Consider the following 17,212-nt stretch of genomic DNA (forward strand, 5'->3'; position numbering starts at 1 on the left):
CCACTTTTTCTTCGCTACCACATTCAATTTTATCTTAATAACAAAAAAACCGGCACATCGGCCGGTTAAAACGCTTTCATTTCCATGTAAAATTAAATCCAAACCGCCACTGCTTTATCATAAGAAACAAGTTCTTCTTCTTTGAAGAAAAGACCGATCTCACGGACAGCGCTTTCAGCAGAGTCAGAACCATGGATGATGTTGTTGCTCACTTGTACAGCATAGTCTCCGCGGATTGATCCAGGAGCAGCTTCAGAAGGGTTCGTTTTGCCCATCATGTTACGAGCTGTAAGAATAACGTCCTTTCCTTCCCAAACCATAGCAAATACTGGACCAGATGTAATAAAATCAACAAGTTCGCCGAAGAACGGACGCTCTTTGTGCTCACCATAATGTTCTTTTGCAAGATCTTCAGAAATGTTCATTAGTTTAGCTCCAACAAGTTGAAAACCTTTCTTTTCAAAACGGGATACGATTTCTCCGATTAACGCACGTTGAACACCATCAGGTTTTACCATTAAAAACGTTTTTTCCATGCATTCCCTCTCCTATCATCTATGTATATGTGGGACAAGTTCCCCAGAGAAATCGTACCAAAAATTTTAAAAATTAGCAATCACTCAAAATTTTCGACCAGCTATATAATCTGCTACTTTTAACAAACTATCTCTGGCATCCGTTTCTGGCAAAGACTCGGCAGCTAATTTAGCGCGTTTCAAATATTTATCAGATATCTTCGTTGCGTAATCAATTCCGCCTAACTCTTTGATATCTTTTAACAGTTCTGCAAGCTGAGCGGGCTCTTTTTTGTCATAATAAGCATCCAGCTTTTCTTTCATCTCTGGATACTGATAGATCGTGTAAAGCACAGGCAATGTTAAGTTTCCTTGCTTCAGATCACTTCCTGCTGGTTTACCGAGCTGTTTTTCAGAAGCGGTAAAGTCTAAGATATCGTCTGTAATCTGAAAAGCCATCCCTACAGAGAAACCAAAATCGTACAGTTTCTTTTGCAGAGAAACATCTGCTTTTGACGTAATCGCTCCAAGCTGACAGCTCAGTGCGATTAAAAGTGCGGTTTTTCGTTTGATTCGTTTGAAGTACTTTCGAATGTTTTGATCCGTATCATACTGCTCGTTGATCTGTTCGATCTCCCCAAGACACATCTCTTTCATGCCTTGTGCCAAAATCTGATGCGCACGCGGAATTTCGATCTCAGACATTAGTTTTAATGCGGATGCGAAAATAAAATCGCCCGTATACATGGCAATCTTGTTATCGTATTTTGCTTTTACTGTTTTTCTACCACGCCTCATATCCGCATCATCAACTACATCATCATGAACGAGCGAAGCCATATGAATCAGTTCAAGAGCTGCAGCTGGCTTTTTCACTTGGTGAATGTTATATGTGCCGAACTGAGCGGAAAGCAGAACAAACACAGGGCGGATTCTCTTTCCCCCTGCTTTTAAGAGTTCAGCTCCTGCCGTATGAATCTGTTTCTGATCGGAACGAACGGATTCTACGAGCTGATCTTCAATCTGCTGCAAGTCTTTTTTTAGAAATGAGTATAAGTCCTTTAACTTCACTTTTGTTTCACCCTATCGCCCGTTACTTATACGAATATTTAATGATAGAGGGCATTGTATTTAACAATCCGCACTCTACAGCTAGCTGAAAATAAAGGTTGAGTCCCTTTTCATGTTCGCCACTAAATTGATAATTTAATCCATTAAAATAAGAATTCCAGAACTGAAAAGTGCCTCCGTGTTCTTCTATCACTCGTTCGATGACTGGAACAAAATTTTCTCTCTGACATCTTTCTTTGCTCTCTATCATACTTCTACCCACATACGATAACAGCGCACCTTGTTCGGTTTCCATTTCATTTCGATACGCCATCACGGCAAAGATCATTGGCAGTCCTGTCTGTTGATACCAGATCTCTCCAAGATCATATACGTGATAAGAGCCTCGTTTACGGTTCGCACTTATCGCATCGTCCCCTATCAAGAGACATGCATCATATGTGTTCAGCATGGATTCAAAGTTCGGTGTTTCTACTTGATACGTAACCTCTACACCATAAAAACGGTCTAAGATAATTTTTAATAGAGCGACCGATGTTTCTGAGCTAGATGTTAATGCGATTTTTTTACCGTCCAACTCTTCCATCTTATACTTTGAAAAAAGAAAGATAGAGTTTACTTTTCCGAACGAAGAAACCGAAAGATCTGGGACTAAACTATAGTTCTCCGCGTTCTTTCCGTATGAAAATGAAGAGATGCCTCCTATGTCGACCAGCCGTTTCTCCATTAAAGCGTTAACTCGTGATGGAACCGCTTGTGTAATCGTCGCACCTTGATCCATCAGTCGCTCTCTATCCAAATAAAAATAAAGGGGTATGATGTTCGTGTAGCTGATTTCCCCGATGTTCATAATCTATCAGTCTCCCCAGCGTGTAAACAATTCGTGATGTACACCTAAGTTATCTAGCACTTTACCTACCAAGAAGTTCACTAGATCATCCATCGATTTTGGCAAGTGATAAAAACCAGGCATCGCAGGAACAATCTTTCCTCCTGCTTCTGTTACTTTTAACATGTTTTCAAGGTGAATCTTGTGAAGTGGTGTCTCTCTTGGTACTAAGATCAGTTTTCTGCTCTCTTTCAGCATAACATCTGCTGTACGTTCTAACAGGTTTCCTGATGCACCATGTGCGATCCCAGAAAGAGTTCCCATCGAACAAGGAATGATGACCATTCCGTCGTTCTGATACGATCCGCTCGCGATCGGTGCATTAAAATCGCGAAGCGTGTGATAATGAAAACGATCTTTTCCGTATGAAGCAAAATTCTCTTCTATACAGCGTTCACGGTCCTCCGTATCCCACAATAATTCTTCTCTAAACACTTGCCACCCTGCTTCAGTAACAACAAGATGTAGCTTGTGTCCGCTTTTTAAGATCTCTTGAGCAAGTCTTACTCCGTAAACAGCTCCACTCGCTCCTGTTATTCCGATTGTAAAAGTTTTCATATCAACAAATCTCCTACTGAAAAGATAAACATGACCACACTCAATACACCGTTCATCGTAAAGAAGGCTACATCCAGTTTAGACAGATCATGAGGCTTAACGAGTGAATGCTCATACACCATGATCGCACCAGATATGAACACCCCTAAATAATAGATCCAGCCCATTCCTGATACAACGCCAAGAGAGACAAACGCTATGAAACTAGCAACGTGCAGCCATCTAGCAGTCATTAGACCATTAGCAATACCAAACGCAGAAGGAATGGAATACAGCCCATGCGACTTGTCATATTCAGCATCTTGTGTAGCATAGATCACGTCAAAACCAGCTGTCCAAAACAATACCCCTATAAATAGTAAAAAGGCTTCCGGACTTAATGTTCCGGTTGCACCAACCCAACCGCCAAGTGGCGCGATAGCGATCGTCACACCTAAGACGAGATGACACAAATACGTGAAACGCTTCGTATAGGAATAGATAACAAGAAAAAAGACCGCAAGCGGCAAGAGCTTAACTGATAGGGCGTTTAATTGATAAGCACTTACAAATAATAAAGCTAGTGAGACGAGTATAAAAAGATAGACTTCGCCTCTTTTTAAAAGCTTAGCTGGTATCGCTCTTGTTTTCGTTCTAGGATTCGCTCCATCAATCTCTGAATCTATCGCACGGTTAAGAGCCATAGCAGAACTTCGTGCCCCGACCATTGCGAGAGTGATCCAAACCCATTCCATCAAAGATGGAACTGTTCCCTCTTCAACGAGGTTTCCCATGATCGCTCCAAGAAATGCGAACGGTAGAGCAAAGATGGTATGTTCAAACTTTATCATTTCTAAAATTATTTTAATTTTCTTCCACACACTGCAACGCTCTCTTCTATTGCTGTTTTTTCCCAGTATGCATGGCGGCAGCACCTAAAGCATACGATTTAACCTCAACGTTTGATAAACCCGCTTGTTTAAAAAGTTGTCTCAGTTCTTCTTTTGTTAAAAAAGCTTCTGTTGATTCTTGAAGCCATGCGTATTCTTGGTAACTTTTTGCGAATAACTTACCGAATACTGGCATGATATACGTAAAATAAAATTTAAAGAGCTGTTTGAACACCGGAACTGTGGGATGCGAAGTCTCTAAACATACGACTCTACCGCCCGGTTTCACTACGCGTGCCATCTCTTTAAGTGTTTGTAGATAATCGGGTACGTTTCTAAGCCCAAACCCGATCGTAACGAAGTCAAAGCTGTTATCTTCGAACGGAAGCTCCATCGCGTTGCCATGGATAAAGCTGACTCCAGGAGCTCGGCGCTTCCTTAGCTTTTCGATCCCAACGTTCAGCATGTTCTGACTGAAATCGAGGCCAACTACTTTCCCTTCTGCACCAACTTTTTCAGCAAGAGCGAACGTCCATTCACCTGTTCCGCAACAAACATCTAAACATTGGTTTCCAGGCTGTACATTCATTCTTTTCATCGTATCTTTACGCCATTTACTATGCTGTTTAAAAGAGATCAGATCGTTCATATAGTCATACTGATCCGAGATCTTTTCAAATACAGAGTGAACCCGTTCTTCTTTACTCAACATCGGATTAACCCTCTCCTAACATTAAGTCATTTTTGCTAGCATCTACCATGTTGTATCCTTCTCTATGAAACAACAGCGGCATTTCAACTTCTTTATTCTTTAGTTCAGCCTCGCATGTCTCGAGGAAGTTCAACTGTTCTTCACTTAATCTTCTTCTCTTATCAAGACTGTGATATCGTGACACAGTTAGGTACCTTTCAATAAACGGTATATATGTATAGAGACCAAACGATTCAGCGGCTTTTGTTAATAATAGACTGTCGATCTTCTGTATGGCTTTTAAATATTCTACACTCGTGGTTGAAAACTTGTCCTTGCTATGAATATGCAGATCTGCCTTTAGTTCGTTAATTTCCTGAACCGCGCTCGATAACTTTGAGATCAGATCTAAATTTTCACAATGAGATAAAAGTAAGTAGTATAGACTGCTAAAATAATCGCCAGACAATACAACAAGCTGACGGTTCTTTTTGTTCTTATTGATTTGCTCTTCCAAAATATCATCATGACGGTCCAATGCAGACTGAATGAGAGTAATCGAACTGAAGTACTCTGCTTCTACAGCTTCATCCAATTCTAGTTCACGCAAAAGACAGTACGTGATGAATACTTTGAATTCATTAAATACTGGAGGTTGGATATATCGTTCTACATAACTGTGCTGCATCAATAAAAGTGTATGCTGTTTTAAACGTTGAATCTGTTCCATGGTGTTCATCAAATCCCTCCAATGACACAGCAAAATTGTGCTTTCTTATTATAACATAGTCGCCAAAATTATTAGGATTCAACCTCTTTAAAAGACATAAAGAAAACTAGGCTTATCTGTAGCCCAGCTTTTTGGCACATGTACTGCCGAAAGTAATCTTTACGATTCTGTATCTACTTCTCCGTGTTTCGTGTAGATCACAGCTTTCCCTCTTACTTTTACAGCTGAAGTATGCTCTGTGAACTGAGCGATCATCACTTCACCTTTATCAAGCTTTTCAGAATGGTGAAATCTTGTTTCTGTACCACGAGTCAAGCCGATCACGTTTACGCCGTTCTCTTTCGCTTTAATCACGAAAAAATCAAATTCTGATTTCATGAAGTTACCTCCTTAGTTTCTAATTAAACTTAGTACTTCTGCACGAGAAGCAGGATCTTTTTCAAAAACGCCACGAACTGCTGAAGTAACCGTCATAGAGCCCGGTTTTTTAACACCACGCATCGTCATGCACATATGCTCTGCTTCGATCACAACGATCACACCATGAGGTTCGAGAGTCTCTAGCAAGCTGTTCGCAATCGTCGATGTGATTCTTTCTTGAAGTTGAGGTCGTTTTGTAACAGCTTCCACAGCTCTAGCAAGCTTGCTTAATCCTGTTACTTTGCCTCCTTTAGGTATGTATCCGATATGAGCTTTTCCGAAGAAAGGTACGAGATGATGCTCACACATGGAGTAGAAAGGGATATCTTTTACAAGCACTAACTCTTCATGATCTTCTCCAAAAATTGTAGCAAAGTGCTCTTTAGGATCTTGGTTCAATCCTTGGAATACTTCTTCATACATTTTTGCAACACGTTTTGGTGTATCTATTAAACCCTCTCGATCAGGGTCTTCACCTATCGCTTCTAATATCATTTTTACCGCTAACTCAATTTTTTCTTTTTGAACTTCTGCCACGCCGGTTGTCCTCCAATTCCATTAACACAATAGAAAAATTTTAGCATAATGAAGAGAGAATAGCAAAAAGAGAAAACCCTTACGCCGTGTCCGGAGTGGATCTGATTGAATAGTAAGGTTCGAATTGGATGACGGGTGATTCTTTGAGTGAGTTGCTGATAAAATTGGATTTTTGCCGATATATTTTGTTTGTTGCCGATATATTCAAATTCTTGACGATATAATCTCATTCTTGCCGATATATCTTTCCCTTCTTCCATTCCATATAAAAAAGACCGTGAATGGATTCACGGTCTTTTTTAAGTTGCCCTATGTATCAATTATTTAACAGCGTCCTTAAGGGCTTTCCCTGGTTTGAAAGCAGGAACTTTGCTAGCAGAGATCTCGATCTCTTGACCAGTTTGTGGGTTGCGGCCTTTACGAGCTGCACGCTCACGAACTTCAAAGTTACCAAATCCGATAAGTTGAACCTTATCACCGCTTTGTAGTGTACCAGTGATTGCTTCGAAAACAGCGTCAACTGCTTTAGATGCATCTTTCTTAGAAAGCTCAGCTTGCTCAGATACTGCATTGATTAGATCAGTCTTGTTCATTCCATTCACCTCCTCTCAAGGTACTATTCACCATCATTCAACTTTTGAATCATGGTTCCTTCATTTATGTAATATACAAGATTTTACTAATTATATCTGTAACAAGCCTTATATTATACGATTACCTTGAGAAATTCAATCTTTTTTAGGCGTTTTTCGCTATTCAACCCTTAAAATTCCTTATTTTTTGACCTTTTTTTACAAAAAAAACTATCCTCGCGAGGTAATAAAGTCACTCTCTTAGCACAGGTCATTTGTTCTAGTCAAACAAACAGAGATACACAGTTACCTTAATCGTTAAAACAAAAAAAAGACTCCTGATGATAGGAGTCCAAAAGTTATAAAATAATGGCAATCAAACCGCCTGAACCTTCATTTATAATACGTTCTAATGTCTCTTTTAATTTATATCTTGCATTCTCTGGCATCAGTGAGATCTTCCCTTGGATTCCTTCTCTTACGATAGAATTTAGCGATCTTCCAAAGATATCAGAATTCCAGATTGATAGTGGATCTTCTTCAAAGTCTTGCATCAAGTATCTAAGCATCTCTTCACTTTGTTTTTCCGTACCGATAATTGGAGCAAACTCTGATTCTACATCTACTTTAATCATATGAATGGAAGGTGCGATCGCCTTCAGTCTTACACCGAATCGAGATCCTTGACGGATGATCTCAGGCTCATCGAGGCTCATATCAGTAATCGCTGGTGCCGCGATTCCATATCCTGTTTGCTTAACCATTCTTAGCGCGTCGGCCACTTGATCGTATTCCGTCTTAGCGTATGCAAATTCTTGCATCAGCTGAAGCAAGTGGTCTTTGCCTCGAATCTCAACGCCCACCACTTCTTTTAAGATCTGGTCGTACAGGTAATCAGGTGCGAACAAGTCGATCTCAGCGATCCCTTGCCCCATTTCGATTCCTGCGAGTCTTGCGTCATCGATAAAATCATAGTCAGCGAAGAACCCTACAACCTTATCTACATCACGTAAACGTTTGATGTCTTGAACCGTTTCTCTAACTGCTTCTTCATAGCTTTCACGCAACCAATGGTTCTCACGAAGGACCATTACCCAGCTAGGAAGGTTAACATTGACCTCAAGCACCGGAAACTCGTATAACGCTTCTCTTAACACGTTGTTAATATCATGCTCCGTCATCGCTTCAACACTCATTGCGAGTACAGGAATATCGTATTTTTCACAAAGCTCGTTGCGAAGTCTTTGCGTGTCTGGATGGTGCGGCTGTGTAGAGTTGATCAGCATGATAAACGGCTTTCCAACTTCTTTCAGCTCTTCGACCACTCGTTCTTCTGATTCCACATAATCGTATCTTGGAATCTCACCGATCGTTCCATCCGTTGTTACTACTACTCCAAGCGTGGAGTGTTCTTGAATAACTTTTCGAGTACCGATCTCAGCGGCTTCATGAAACGGAATCGGCTCATCATACCATGGTGTATGAATCATTCTTGGGCCGTTTTCATCTTCGTACCCTTTTGCACTCGGCACCGCATAACCTACTGAATCAACGAGACGTATGTTAACATCTAGCCCATCACCTACATTGATCTTCACCGCATTGTTTGGAACAAATTTGGGCTCAGTGGTCATAATGGTGCGTCCAGCTGCACTCTGCGGTAATTCATCTTGAGCACGTTGGCGTTCTGCTTCATTATCAATGTTCGGCAGCACCACAAGCTCCATAAACTTTTTAATAAATGTGGACTTCCCTGTTCTAACTGCTCCTACTACACCCAAGTAGATATCTCCGCCTGTCCGTTCGGCGATATCTTTGAAAATATCGATTTTCTCCATTCATTTCCCTCCCGATCCAAATAAAGTTCCGGATGCTAGTCTTGGACAATACATCGTATGATTTTGTCCTATTGATTATGACAAAGGAACGGAAATTTTTATTGGATCCTCGCTTTTCTCGGTTGTATAGTTCCATAAAAACGGGAGGGCGCACTAGAGTGCCTACCGATGAAACTATAAAGCTTGTTTCGTTAAAAGGATTTCCAAAAAAAATCTCTCCGCCTTTTCTATGAATGTATTAGAAAAAGGGAGAGTTCATGCCTATTTTATTAAAAAAATAGGTTTATTATTTTCAACTGTATATGGAACAGAATAGACAGGCACAAAAAACGAATGAACGGCTAGTAGGTGACGTATGTCTTCGTGTTTATCCAATTCATCCTGGTAGCTTGTGATCGCTGCACTTAGATCTTTCCTGTAATCTATAAAAATCTTTGCATCACCATTGATCATAAATGGCAGTTTCTTCCCCGTAAAAGGACTTGTGACGTACGGATCTTCCTTAAAACCTAACTTCTTAAAATCAAGAGTGTGCCTGCCCGATGCTTCTATCTTTTTAAAAGGCGGGTAGTCGTGTTCGGCCATATAGATATTTAAAGCAACCTGTATATCCTGAACCTTATCAGTTAATACAAGATCTGCAAGCTTTACAGTCGGCTTTGTCTCTACATCGATCAATACGTATTGAAAGGTTCCACCCTTTTCAAAAGCATTGCCGGGAGGTTCTTGCATATATTTTGGAACTAGTTTATTAAAGTCGATCAAGTATTTTTGATAGATATCTGTATCTGCCTCTTTTGTTTTAATCGGCAGTACACCCGTATCTTTTTGAAAACTCTCAACGGCTTGCTGAACCGCAGTAATCTGATCTTGATAAGGAACTCGGTTCTGTGTTTTTCTTTCTTCCGGATACAAACATCCTGAAAGTGTGAATAAAATTAAACATAAAGGAATCCACCATTTTTTAGACATATTGACTTCCTCCTTTAACCTTGTACAGGTCCGCTGAACACAACGATGATGATTAGAATACCTGCTACGATCATACAGATCCACGCAAATAGTGAAACGACCGTCTGAAAGATTCCAGATAATTTCGCTCGACTAAACATGATAGAGAAAACAGCAACAAACATTAAACCGATGGCTGATAGAGCCACCCACATTTTTAACAAACCTTCACTCATATGTATCCTCCTTGTCCACAGCGTACATTATAGCATAATTCTTGGTATTTCCTTTACTTTTTCGGAAGTTGGAATTTTGTATGAAACTAGACTTGTATATTGATCATCGAAAACTTGATCCTCAAGATTGAGTGACGATCTTGTTATTATATTTGAACTTAAAGGCATGGGCTTTTCGTTTCATTTTTTGAAGGTGTACGAATGTGGCTCACCGCCTGCCCCGCAAAAAGCGAGCAACCTGGAACGGAAATCAATTACCTTTGAAACATCAAAGAAACAGCCAATATCAATAAAAAAAACCAAACAAAAAAACACCCGGGCGTGACCGGGTGTTCGACTAAATACTTCCTGTACTGAAGGAACACTTCCATGTTTTTAGGTGCTGATCCACTTTATACAATTATAAAAATTGAGCCTACTTACCTTCAAACATTTTAGATAATGTTGCTAAGTCGAGAGGTATGTTATTGTTAAGAACAGCTTGAACGATCTGATCTTCTTTTTGTTTCGAAACCGCTACTCCAGCCATAGAAGATACTTGGGAAATCAGCATACGAATCGTGCGCTCGTCACGAAGATTTGACCCGCTTACGGATTGAGCAAGTTTAAAAATATCATCCTTTTTCACACTTGTTTTCTTCTCGATCTTATCAAAAAAGTGTTGTTCACGTTCCACCTGAAGTCCTCCTCCCACTTCCTTTTCACCTTATCGTATGCAGGGAGATTGGAAGCGTGAAAGAAAAAAAGGCGATTGCCTAAAATTTTTTAGACATTCGCCTATCGACTTTGTGTGTTTAGCTCTTTAAAGAAGATACATCTTCTACTTCATGTGTGCGAGAACGCTGCATCAGATCGTCAACAGCCTGTTTTGCACCCTTGTTGTTGAACAAGACATCATACAGCACTTGTGTGATCGGCATCTCCACTTCTACACGTTTACTCAATTCGTACGCTGCTTGTGTGGTTCTAACGCCTTCAACGACCATGCCCATGTTCTCAAGAACATCTTCTAGCTTCATACCTTTTCCAAGCATATTTCCAGCACGCCAGTTACGACTATGAACACTCGTACACGTTACGATTAAATCTCCAATTCCTGTAAGACCTGAGAAAGTTAGAGGATTGGCACCCATTTGTGTACCAAGTCGGGCGATCTCAGCCAGACCTCTCGTGATTAAAGCCGCCTTTGCGTTATCTCCATAACCTAATCCATCAGAAAGTCCCGCACCTAGAGCGATGATGTTCTTTAGAGCACCACCAAGCTCCACACCGACAACATCAGGATTCGTGTAGACACGGAAATTTTGATTAATAAAAAGATCTTGTACTTTTTCAGCAGCCTTCATGTTTACTGAAGATACCGTAACAGTGGTTGGCTGCCTTAGAGATACCTCTTCTGCATGACTTGGACCTGAAAGAACAACCACAGAATCCAATACACTCAGAGGAAGCTCTTCTTCGATGATTTCAGAAATACGTTTATATGTACCAGGCTCGATGCCTTTAGAAGCATGAACGATTGTAACAGGAGAGCTCAATTCTTTTTTCAATTGTCCGAGTACTTCTCTCATCGCTTTTGTTGGCGTGACGAGTACGATCGTGTCCGCTTCTTTCACACATTCTTTCAACTGAGTTGTTGCTTGGATGTTTTCAGGGAGTTCAACGCCAGGCAGATATTTTTCGTTCTTATGATCGTTGTTGATCTCATTGACCTGATCTTCTCTACGTCCCCATAGAGAAACGTTATGACCGTTGTCAGCCAAAACGATGGCAAGGGCCGTACCCCAACTTCCAGCACCTAAAACAGCAACATTATCCATACGTGTCACACTCCACTATTAAATTTTACGTTCATTCCCATTCCAGATCCTTGCTATATTTCCACGATGCTTCCAGATTGAAACAATCGAAAGAACGAAGCTAGTTAATACTGCTTCTAGTGACAGATTAAATTGGTACAACATGAAAAATGGAGTAAGAATTAAAAAAACAATAGAACCTAATGAAACAAATCTGGATATCCAAATGGTTATGATCGCGATAACACCTGCTATAAGTGACGGCAAGAATGCAATCGCAGCAAAAACACCAATCGCTGTAGCCACGCCTTTCCCGCCTTTAAATCCATAAAAGACGGGATAGTTGTGACCGATGACGGCTATCATGCCGCACAGAACTGCAATGAAGGAAGAATCTGTGAACCATAAGGCAACCCAGACAACTAAAATACCCTTGAAGCAGTCTAATAGCAAAACGGCGATCGCCGGTTTTTTTCCTAACACTCTAAGCGTATTCGTTGCACCGGCGTTACCACTTCCATGATTCCTAATATCTTCATTTCTCAATACTTTAGTCAGCAAATAACTGAAACTAACACTTCCGATCAAGTAAGAAATAACGAAGAGTACGATCGTCATCATGGAAGATTAGTCGTTTTTCTTTCTAGCAAAGATTTTAATCGGTGTCCCAACAAAACCAAACGTTTCACGAATACGGTTCTCTAGAAAACGTTTGTATGAGAAGTGGAAAAGCTCAGGATCATTAACAAAGATGACGAACGTAGGTGGTTTTGACGCCACTTGTGTCGCATAGTTGATCTTCAATCTTTTTCCGTTATCCATTGGTGCTGGGTTCATCGCAACGGCATCCATGATCACTTCATTCAAGATGTTCGTTTGAACACGAAGTGAGTGATTTTCTGCAACCTGATTGATTACAGGATACAACTGATGAAGACGCTGCTTTGTTAATGCAGATACGAATACGATCGGAGCATAAGAAAGATATAAGAAATGATCACGAATCTTTTGCTCAAACTTCTGCATCGTCTTATCGTCTTTTTCAACAGCATCCCATTTATTAACGACAATCACTACTGCTTTACCCGCTTCATGCGCAAAACCAGCGACTTTCTTATCTTGTTCGATGATTCCTTCTTCAGCATCGATAACCATAAGGACAACATCGGAACGTTCGATCGCTTTCATCGCACGCATAACGCTATATTTTTCAGTTGTTTCATATACTTTTCCGCGCTTTCTCATACCAGCCGTATCGATGATTACATACTTCTGATCTTCGCGCTCAAAACTCGAATCGATCGCATCTCTCGTTGTTCCAGCAATATTACTTACAATAACTCGTTCTTTACCTAAAATAGCATTTACAAGAGAAGATTTTCCAACGTTCGGTCTACCGATCAAAGAAAAGTAGATCGTATCGTCTTCTTTCTCCTCAGCAACTGTTTCAGGGAAATGACTTACTACTTGGTCTAAAAGGTCTCCAAGACCTATACCATGTGTACCTGATACACCGATCGGCTCTCCCATTCCTAAGCTATAGAACTCATATAACAATTCTTTACGTTCTGGGTTATCGATCTTATTCACACCTAATACAACAGGCTTTTTAGATCGGAACAGCATCTTTGCTACTTCTTCATCAGCAGCTGTAATTCCGTTCATTCCATCTACAAGGAATAGAATAACATCCGCTTCTTCAATCGCAAGTTCTGCTTGTTCTTTCATCTGACTCATAAATGGTGCATCACTGATTTCAATACCGCCTGTATCGATTAAGTTGAATTCTGTGTTCAACCACTCTGCTGAGCTATAAATACGGTCACGCGTTACACCTGGCATATCTTCTACGATCGAGATACGATCTCCGGCAATTCTGTTAAATATAGTAGATTTTCCTACATTTGGCCTTCCTACTATGGCTAAAACTGGTTTCGTCATGTAGACACTTCCCTTTTTTCCTGATCAAGTCAATCATCAAATTTTCTTTTTTTATATGCTCTATCATTTTCTTGTAATTAGACAAGTCCACTTATTTTAGCAAATTACTTATGGTTTAGACAACTGATTCTCTTCTAAATCTGCTTCGCTGAAGTAACCCTTTTAAAAGTTGTTCGTCTTATTTTTTTGAACATATCTACCAATACTACCATAAATAAGAGCATCATAGAAGTTGAGGCAAACAAATCCAATACATATAGAGATCCGATCTCGACCTTGCCAACGAGCCTGAGAATGATGAATTGATAAGCGGCATCGCCAATAAAAAGACCTATAGCGATTAAACTGAAAAGATCTTTTTTACTTCTTGCTAACGTAATCGTTAAAAGTGTCAGGAATATGAGGAGTATTATTTTCTTGTTCAGAAACAGTTTTGCGGGGTCGTATAAAGCAAAAAGTTCGATTGAAACATAAGCTGTAGCCACTATAAAACTGCTAGTAACGAAAAAAAAGAGCTGATGACTAAATCTGATAACATGAATCAACCCGATCAACAAGAAGAATACAAATGCAGCATTCATATTTCCTACAGAAAAATGAAGATTTATACCGGACAATATAATTCCAAACAATGTTATAAGTACACATTGATTTCTTATCTTTCCTTTACGCAGAAGAAAGGTAGAAACAACCCAACTCATCCACATGAACCAATAAAAAAGTATGCCATCGTTCATCTCTTTCACCTCGATAGCATTATTGCCACATTGTGCCCCCTTCTAACCGCAAGAAAAAACAGCTCTCGATAAAACATCGAGAGCTGTAAATAATCGGGTATTATTTGTAACCTTTTAGCTGATCACCGATCATATCTGCTAATGAAAAACCTTTTTCTTCTTTTGGAAGGTTTTCTTTAAGATTTGCTTTTTCCTTTTCATCTTGAACAGCTTTCATGCTTAGACTCATACGTTTATCTTGACTGTTCACTTCAAGCACTTTGACAGAAACTTGCTGACCTTCTTTCACAACCTCACTTGGATTTCCGATGTGACGGTTCGCTAATTCTGAAATATGAACTAAGCCTTCGATGCCAGGTGCTACTTCTACGAATGCACCAAACGTAACGATGCGCTTAACCGTACCTTCAATAACACTTCCAGCTTGAATGGAAGAACTAGCTTCTTCCCAAGGTCCAGGCTGTGTTTCTTTTATCGACAATGAAATTCTGTCATTATCGCGGTCAACAGATAGAACTTTTACTTTTACCGTCTGACCTTCGCTAAGAACCTCTGAAGGGTTATCAACACGGTTATGTGATAGCTGTGAAACATGGACTAATCCATCAACACCACCAATATCTACAAAAGCACCAAAGTCAGTCAAACGTTGTACTTTACCTTCAATGATTTCGCCTGGTGCCAAACGGTCTAAAATCTCTTGTTTCTTTGCTACAGCTGCTTCTTCAGTAACTGCACGATGAGATAAGATAACGCGACCTTTTTCTGCATCAAGCTCTACGATTTTCACAGAAAGTGTTTTTCCTTTATAATCTGAAAAATCTTCAACGAAGTGAGACTCGACCATAGAAGCCGGAATGAACGCTCGCACGCCAAGGTCTACCACTAGTCCACCTTTTACTACATCGTGAACAACGACTTCAAACGTTTCTTTAGAATTAAACTTTTCTTCGAGTTCACTCCATGATTTTTCAGTGTCCACAGCTTTCTTTGAAACAAGTAGCTTGTCCTCTGTATGAGAAAGTACTTTAACCGTGATCTGATCTCCTTCATTCAACACGTCACTTACCTTTTCAATGAAAAGACTTGATACTTCATTAATCGGTAAAAACGCATCTTGCTTAGCGCTGATATCCACTAACGCGTGTTTGTCTTCCACTTTTAGTACAGTACCTTTAATGATTTCACCTTTTTCAGCCATAGAAGCATTTGTTAAACTTGTGCTCATTTCGTCTGTCATGTTCGTGACCTCCTCAAAAATTAGAAAAGTAATTTATTGAACTTTCGGTATGAAAGAACATTAACATCGATCATGGAGTTGTTTTTTAAAGAAGGATGAAAGTAAATCGAATTCCGTTACAGTTGCTCGCTTTCCAGGGGGCGTGCGGTGAGCCGCCTCGACACTTTGTGTCCTTAGGTGTCTCACCTGTCCCGCTGATCCCCTAGGAGTCTCGCAACTTACACTCCATTCAATTTGCAAAGAAGTTTATAAAAACAACTCAAAAGTAAATTCTTAAAGATAATTGATTAAGTTATTCATGCTCTTTTTTTAACTGAGCTATATGTTTCATTATAAGCTCTGTCGCTTCTTTTGCGGAAGCTTTTTGCTCCCGAAAATGTGTAAAGTCGATTGGTTTACCGAATACGACTTTAAGTTTTTTTCCTTTTTGGTATTCTCCAACGATTGCACATGGAACGATGTGAGCATCTGATTTAAGAGCAAAGAAACCGGCTCCCGCTAGGCCTTCTCCGATTTCTCCCGTCTTTGAGCGGGTTCCTTCTGGAAACAACCCTACAACTTTTCCCTCTTTTAAAAGGTTCATCCCTGTTTTTAATGCCGTTTTGTCGCTCATCCCGCGCTTTACAGGAAATGCGTTAATCTTCGGCAGGATATGTTTTAAAACCGGTACCGAGAAGAGTTCTGCTTTCGCCATAAAATGCACATCTCGTGGTGAAGCGACCCCTACAAGCGGTGGATCGTAGTTGTGGATGTGATTGGAACATAGAAGTATGCCTCCTGTTTTCGGCACATTTTCTGCTCCAACGATTTCTGGCTTATATGTTCCTTTAAAATAGGTCCCACATAGCCATTTTCCGAAAGAATAAAGCATCATTTTACAAAGCCCTTTCTTTTGCATAATGAAGAATGCTTGAAACTACCTCTTCGATCGTCATACTTGTTGTGTCCAGTTCGATAGCATCTTCTGCTTTTCTTAGTGGAGCTACTTCTCTTTCACTGTCACGTTTATCTCTTAAAGCAATCTCGCTTTTTAAAAGTTCAAAATCTGCTTCAAACCCTTTTGTTATATTTTCTTCATAGCGTCTGCGCGCTCTTTCTTCTACAGAAGCGATCAAGAAAATTTTTAGCTCCGCGTTAGGCATAACGTGTGTACCGATATCACGGCCATCCATGACTACGCCGCCAGATTCAGCTAGTAGCTGCTGTCTTTTTACCATTTCGGTTCGTACTTCTTGCTGCCTTGCAACAAATGATACATTATTCGTTACTTCACTAGTTCTGATCTCTTCTGATACGTCTTTTCCGTCAAGAAGTACAGCTTGTCCACCATCGGTGATTACTAATTTAATATCTGTATCATTTAAAACGATTTCTAGTTCGCGTCCATCATTAAGATTTGCTCCCTTTAGAAGAGCTTTATACGTAAGTGCCCTATACATAGCACCCGTGTCAATGTAAATGAAAGAAAGACGTTCAGCTACTTGTTTGGCTACCGTGCTTTTTCCTGCTCCAGCCGGTCCATCAATGGCGATCGATAATAATTTTTTCATGTTTCCTCCTACCCCATACCTATGACTATGCATACATAGCAATAAAAAGCAGGTGAGTATCCCCTGCT

At 40.1% G+C, this 17,212-nt stretch carries 21 protein-coding genes; all 21 read right to left on the minus strand.

Going from position 1 to position 17,212, the window contains the following annotated elements:
• Window positions 1–92: 92 nt before the first annotated feature.
• Window positions 93–536 carry a nucleoside-diphosphate kinase gene (gene ndk / locus HU823_RS03715; protein WP_066395665.1) on the minus strand — a complete coding sequence of 148 codons (444 nt, stop codon included), beginning with the start codon at window positions 534–536 and terminating at the stop codon, window positions 93–95.
• 84 nt (window positions 537–620) lie between these two features.
• Window positions 621–1,586, minus strand: a complete 966-nt coding sequence (locus HU823_RS03720) for a polyprenyl synthetase family protein (RefSeq protein ID WP_144699376.1) — start codon at window positions 1,584–1,586, stop codon at window positions 621–623.
• Between the two features lie 22 nt (window positions 1,587–1,608).
• Window positions 1,609–2,436, minus strand: a complete 828-nt coding sequence (locus tag HU823_RS03725; protein ID WP_144699374.1) for a menaquinone biosynthetic enzyme MqnA/MqnD family protein — start codon at window positions 2,434–2,436, stop codon at window positions 1,609–1,611.
• A gap of 6 nt (window positions 2,437–2,442) precedes the next feature.
• Window positions 2,443–3,033, minus strand: a complete 591-nt coding sequence (locus HU823_RS03730) for a UbiX family flavin prenyltransferase (RefSeq protein WP_144699371.1) — start codon at window positions 3,031–3,033, stop codon at window positions 2,443–2,445.
• The gene (locus HU823_RS03735) at window positions 3,030–3,893 is read right to left on the minus strand and encodes a UbiA-like polyprenyltransferase (protein ID WP_197221213.1); all 864 of its coding nucleotides are present in this window, start codon (window positions 3,891–3,893) and stop codon (window positions 3,030–3,032) included. The genes HU823_RS03730 and HU823_RS03735 overlap by 4 nt, the downstream gene beginning before the upstream one ends.
• 16 nt (window positions 3,894–3,909) lie before the next feature.
• Window positions 3,910–4,614 (minus strand): demethylmenaquinone methyltransferase, encoded by a 705-nt coding sequence (locus HU823_RS03740; RefSeq protein WP_197221214.1) that lies wholly within the window; start codon window positions 4,612–4,614, stop codon window positions 3,910–3,912.
• A gap of 4 nt (window positions 4,615–4,618) precedes the next feature.
• Window positions 4,619–5,332 carry a heptaprenyl diphosphate synthase component 1 gene (locus HU823_RS03745; RefSeq protein ID WP_197221215.1) on the minus strand — a complete coding sequence of 238 codons (714 nt, stop codon included), beginning with the start codon at window positions 5,330–5,332 and terminating at the stop codon, window positions 4,619–4,621.
• A gap of 150 nt (window positions 5,333–5,482) precedes the next feature.
• The gene (gene mtrB, locus HU823_RS03750) at window positions 5,483–5,701 is read right to left on the minus strand and encodes a trp RNA-binding attenuation protein MtrB (RefSeq protein ID WP_066241872.1); all 219 of its coding nucleotides are present in this window, start codon (window positions 5,699–5,701) and stop codon (window positions 5,483–5,485) included.
• A 12-nt stretch (window positions 5,702–5,713) separates the two neighbouring features.
• On the minus strand, window positions 5,714–6,280 hold the full coding sequence (gene folE / locus HU823_RS03755) for a GTP cyclohydrolase I FolE (RefSeq protein WP_197221216.1): 567 nt from the start codon (window positions 6,278–6,280) through the stop codon (window positions 5,714–5,716).
• Window positions 6,281–6,600: 320 nt separating this feature from the next.
• The gene (locus HU823_RS03760; protein ID WP_066241877.1) at window positions 6,601–6,873 is read right to left on the minus strand and encodes an HU family DNA-binding protein; all 273 of its coding nucleotides are present in this window, start codon (window positions 6,871–6,873) and stop codon (window positions 6,601–6,603) included.
• A 338-nt stretch (window positions 6,874–7,211) separates the two neighbouring features.
• Window positions 7,212–8,690 carry a stage IV sporulation protein A gene (gene spoIVA, locus HU823_RS03765; protein ID WP_137789039.1) on the minus strand — a complete coding sequence of 493 codons (1,479 nt, stop codon included), beginning with the start codon at window positions 8,688–8,690 and terminating at the stop codon, window positions 7,212–7,214.
• A 261-nt stretch (window positions 8,691–8,951) separates the two neighbouring features.
• Window positions 8,952–9,662, minus strand: coding sequence for a hypothetical protein (locus HU823_RS03770; RefSeq protein ID WP_144699361.1), 711 nt, complete (start codon window positions 9,660–9,662; stop codon window positions 8,952–8,954).
• Between the two features lie 14 nt (window positions 9,663–9,676).
• A complete protein-coding gene (locus tag HU823_RS03775) occupies window positions 9,677–9,877 on the minus strand; it encodes a DUF2768 domain-containing protein (RefSeq protein WP_144699359.1) in 201 nt (66 codons plus the stop codon).
• A 415-nt stretch (window positions 9,878–10,292) separates the two neighbouring features.
• Window positions 10,293–10,553 (minus strand): stage VI sporulation protein F, encoded by a 261-nt coding sequence (locus HU823_RS03780; protein ID WP_066395705.1) that lies wholly within the window; start codon window positions 10,551–10,553, stop codon window positions 10,293–10,295.
• A 118-nt stretch (window positions 10,554–10,671) separates the two neighbouring features.
• On the minus strand, window positions 10,672–11,697 hold the full coding sequence (locus HU823_RS03785) for an NAD(P)H-dependent glycerol-3-phosphate dehydrogenase (RefSeq protein ID WP_197221217.1): 1,026 nt from the start codon (window positions 11,695–11,697) through the stop codon (window positions 10,672–10,674).
• Window positions 11,698–11,715: 18 nt separating this feature from the next.
• Window positions 11,716–12,297: a glycerol-3-phosphate 1-O-acyltransferase PlsY gene (gene plsY / locus HU823_RS03790; RefSeq protein ID WP_144699355.1), complete on the minus strand. Its 582-nt coding sequence runs from the start codon at window positions 12,295–12,297 to the stop codon at window positions 11,716–11,718.
• Between the two features lie 6 nt (window positions 12,298–12,303).
• Window positions 12,304–13,617, minus strand: a complete 1,314-nt coding sequence (gene der, locus HU823_RS03795) for a ribosome biogenesis GTPase Der (protein ID WP_066395717.1) — start codon at window positions 13,615–13,617, stop codon at window positions 12,304–12,306.
• A gap of 134 nt (window positions 13,618–13,751) precedes the next feature.
• Window positions 13,752–14,354 (minus strand): YphA family membrane protein, encoded by a 603-nt coding sequence (locus HU823_RS03800; RefSeq protein ID WP_197221218.1) that lies wholly within the window; start codon window positions 14,352–14,354, stop codon window positions 13,752–13,754.
• 100 nt (window positions 14,355–14,454) lie between these two features.
• On the minus strand, window positions 14,455–15,594 hold the full coding sequence (rpsA, locus tag HU823_RS03805; RefSeq protein ID WP_144699352.1) for a 30S ribosomal protein S1: 1,140 nt from the start codon (window positions 15,592–15,594) through the stop codon (window positions 14,455–14,457).
• A 292-nt stretch (window positions 15,595–15,886) separates the two neighbouring features.
• Window positions 15,887–16,468 carry a lysophospholipid acyltransferase family protein gene (locus HU823_RS03810; protein ID WP_197221219.1) on the minus strand — a complete coding sequence of 194 codons (582 nt, stop codon included), beginning with the start codon at window positions 16,466–16,468 and terminating at the stop codon, window positions 15,887–15,889.
• Between the two features lies 1 nt (window position 16,469).
• The gene (cmk, locus tag HU823_RS03815; RefSeq protein WP_144699348.1) at window positions 16,470–17,144 is read right to left on the minus strand and encodes a (d)CMP kinase; all 675 of its coding nucleotides are present in this window, start codon (window positions 17,142–17,144) and stop codon (window positions 16,470–16,472) included.
• Window positions 17,145–17,212 lie beyond the last annotated feature (68 nt).

The sequence above is a fragment of the Fictibacillus sp. 18YEL24 genome, assembly GCF_015903855.1.
GTDB classification, from domain to species: domain Bacteria; phylum Bacillota; class Bacilli; order Bacillales; family Fictibacillaceae; genus Fictibacillus; species Fictibacillus phosphorivorans_C.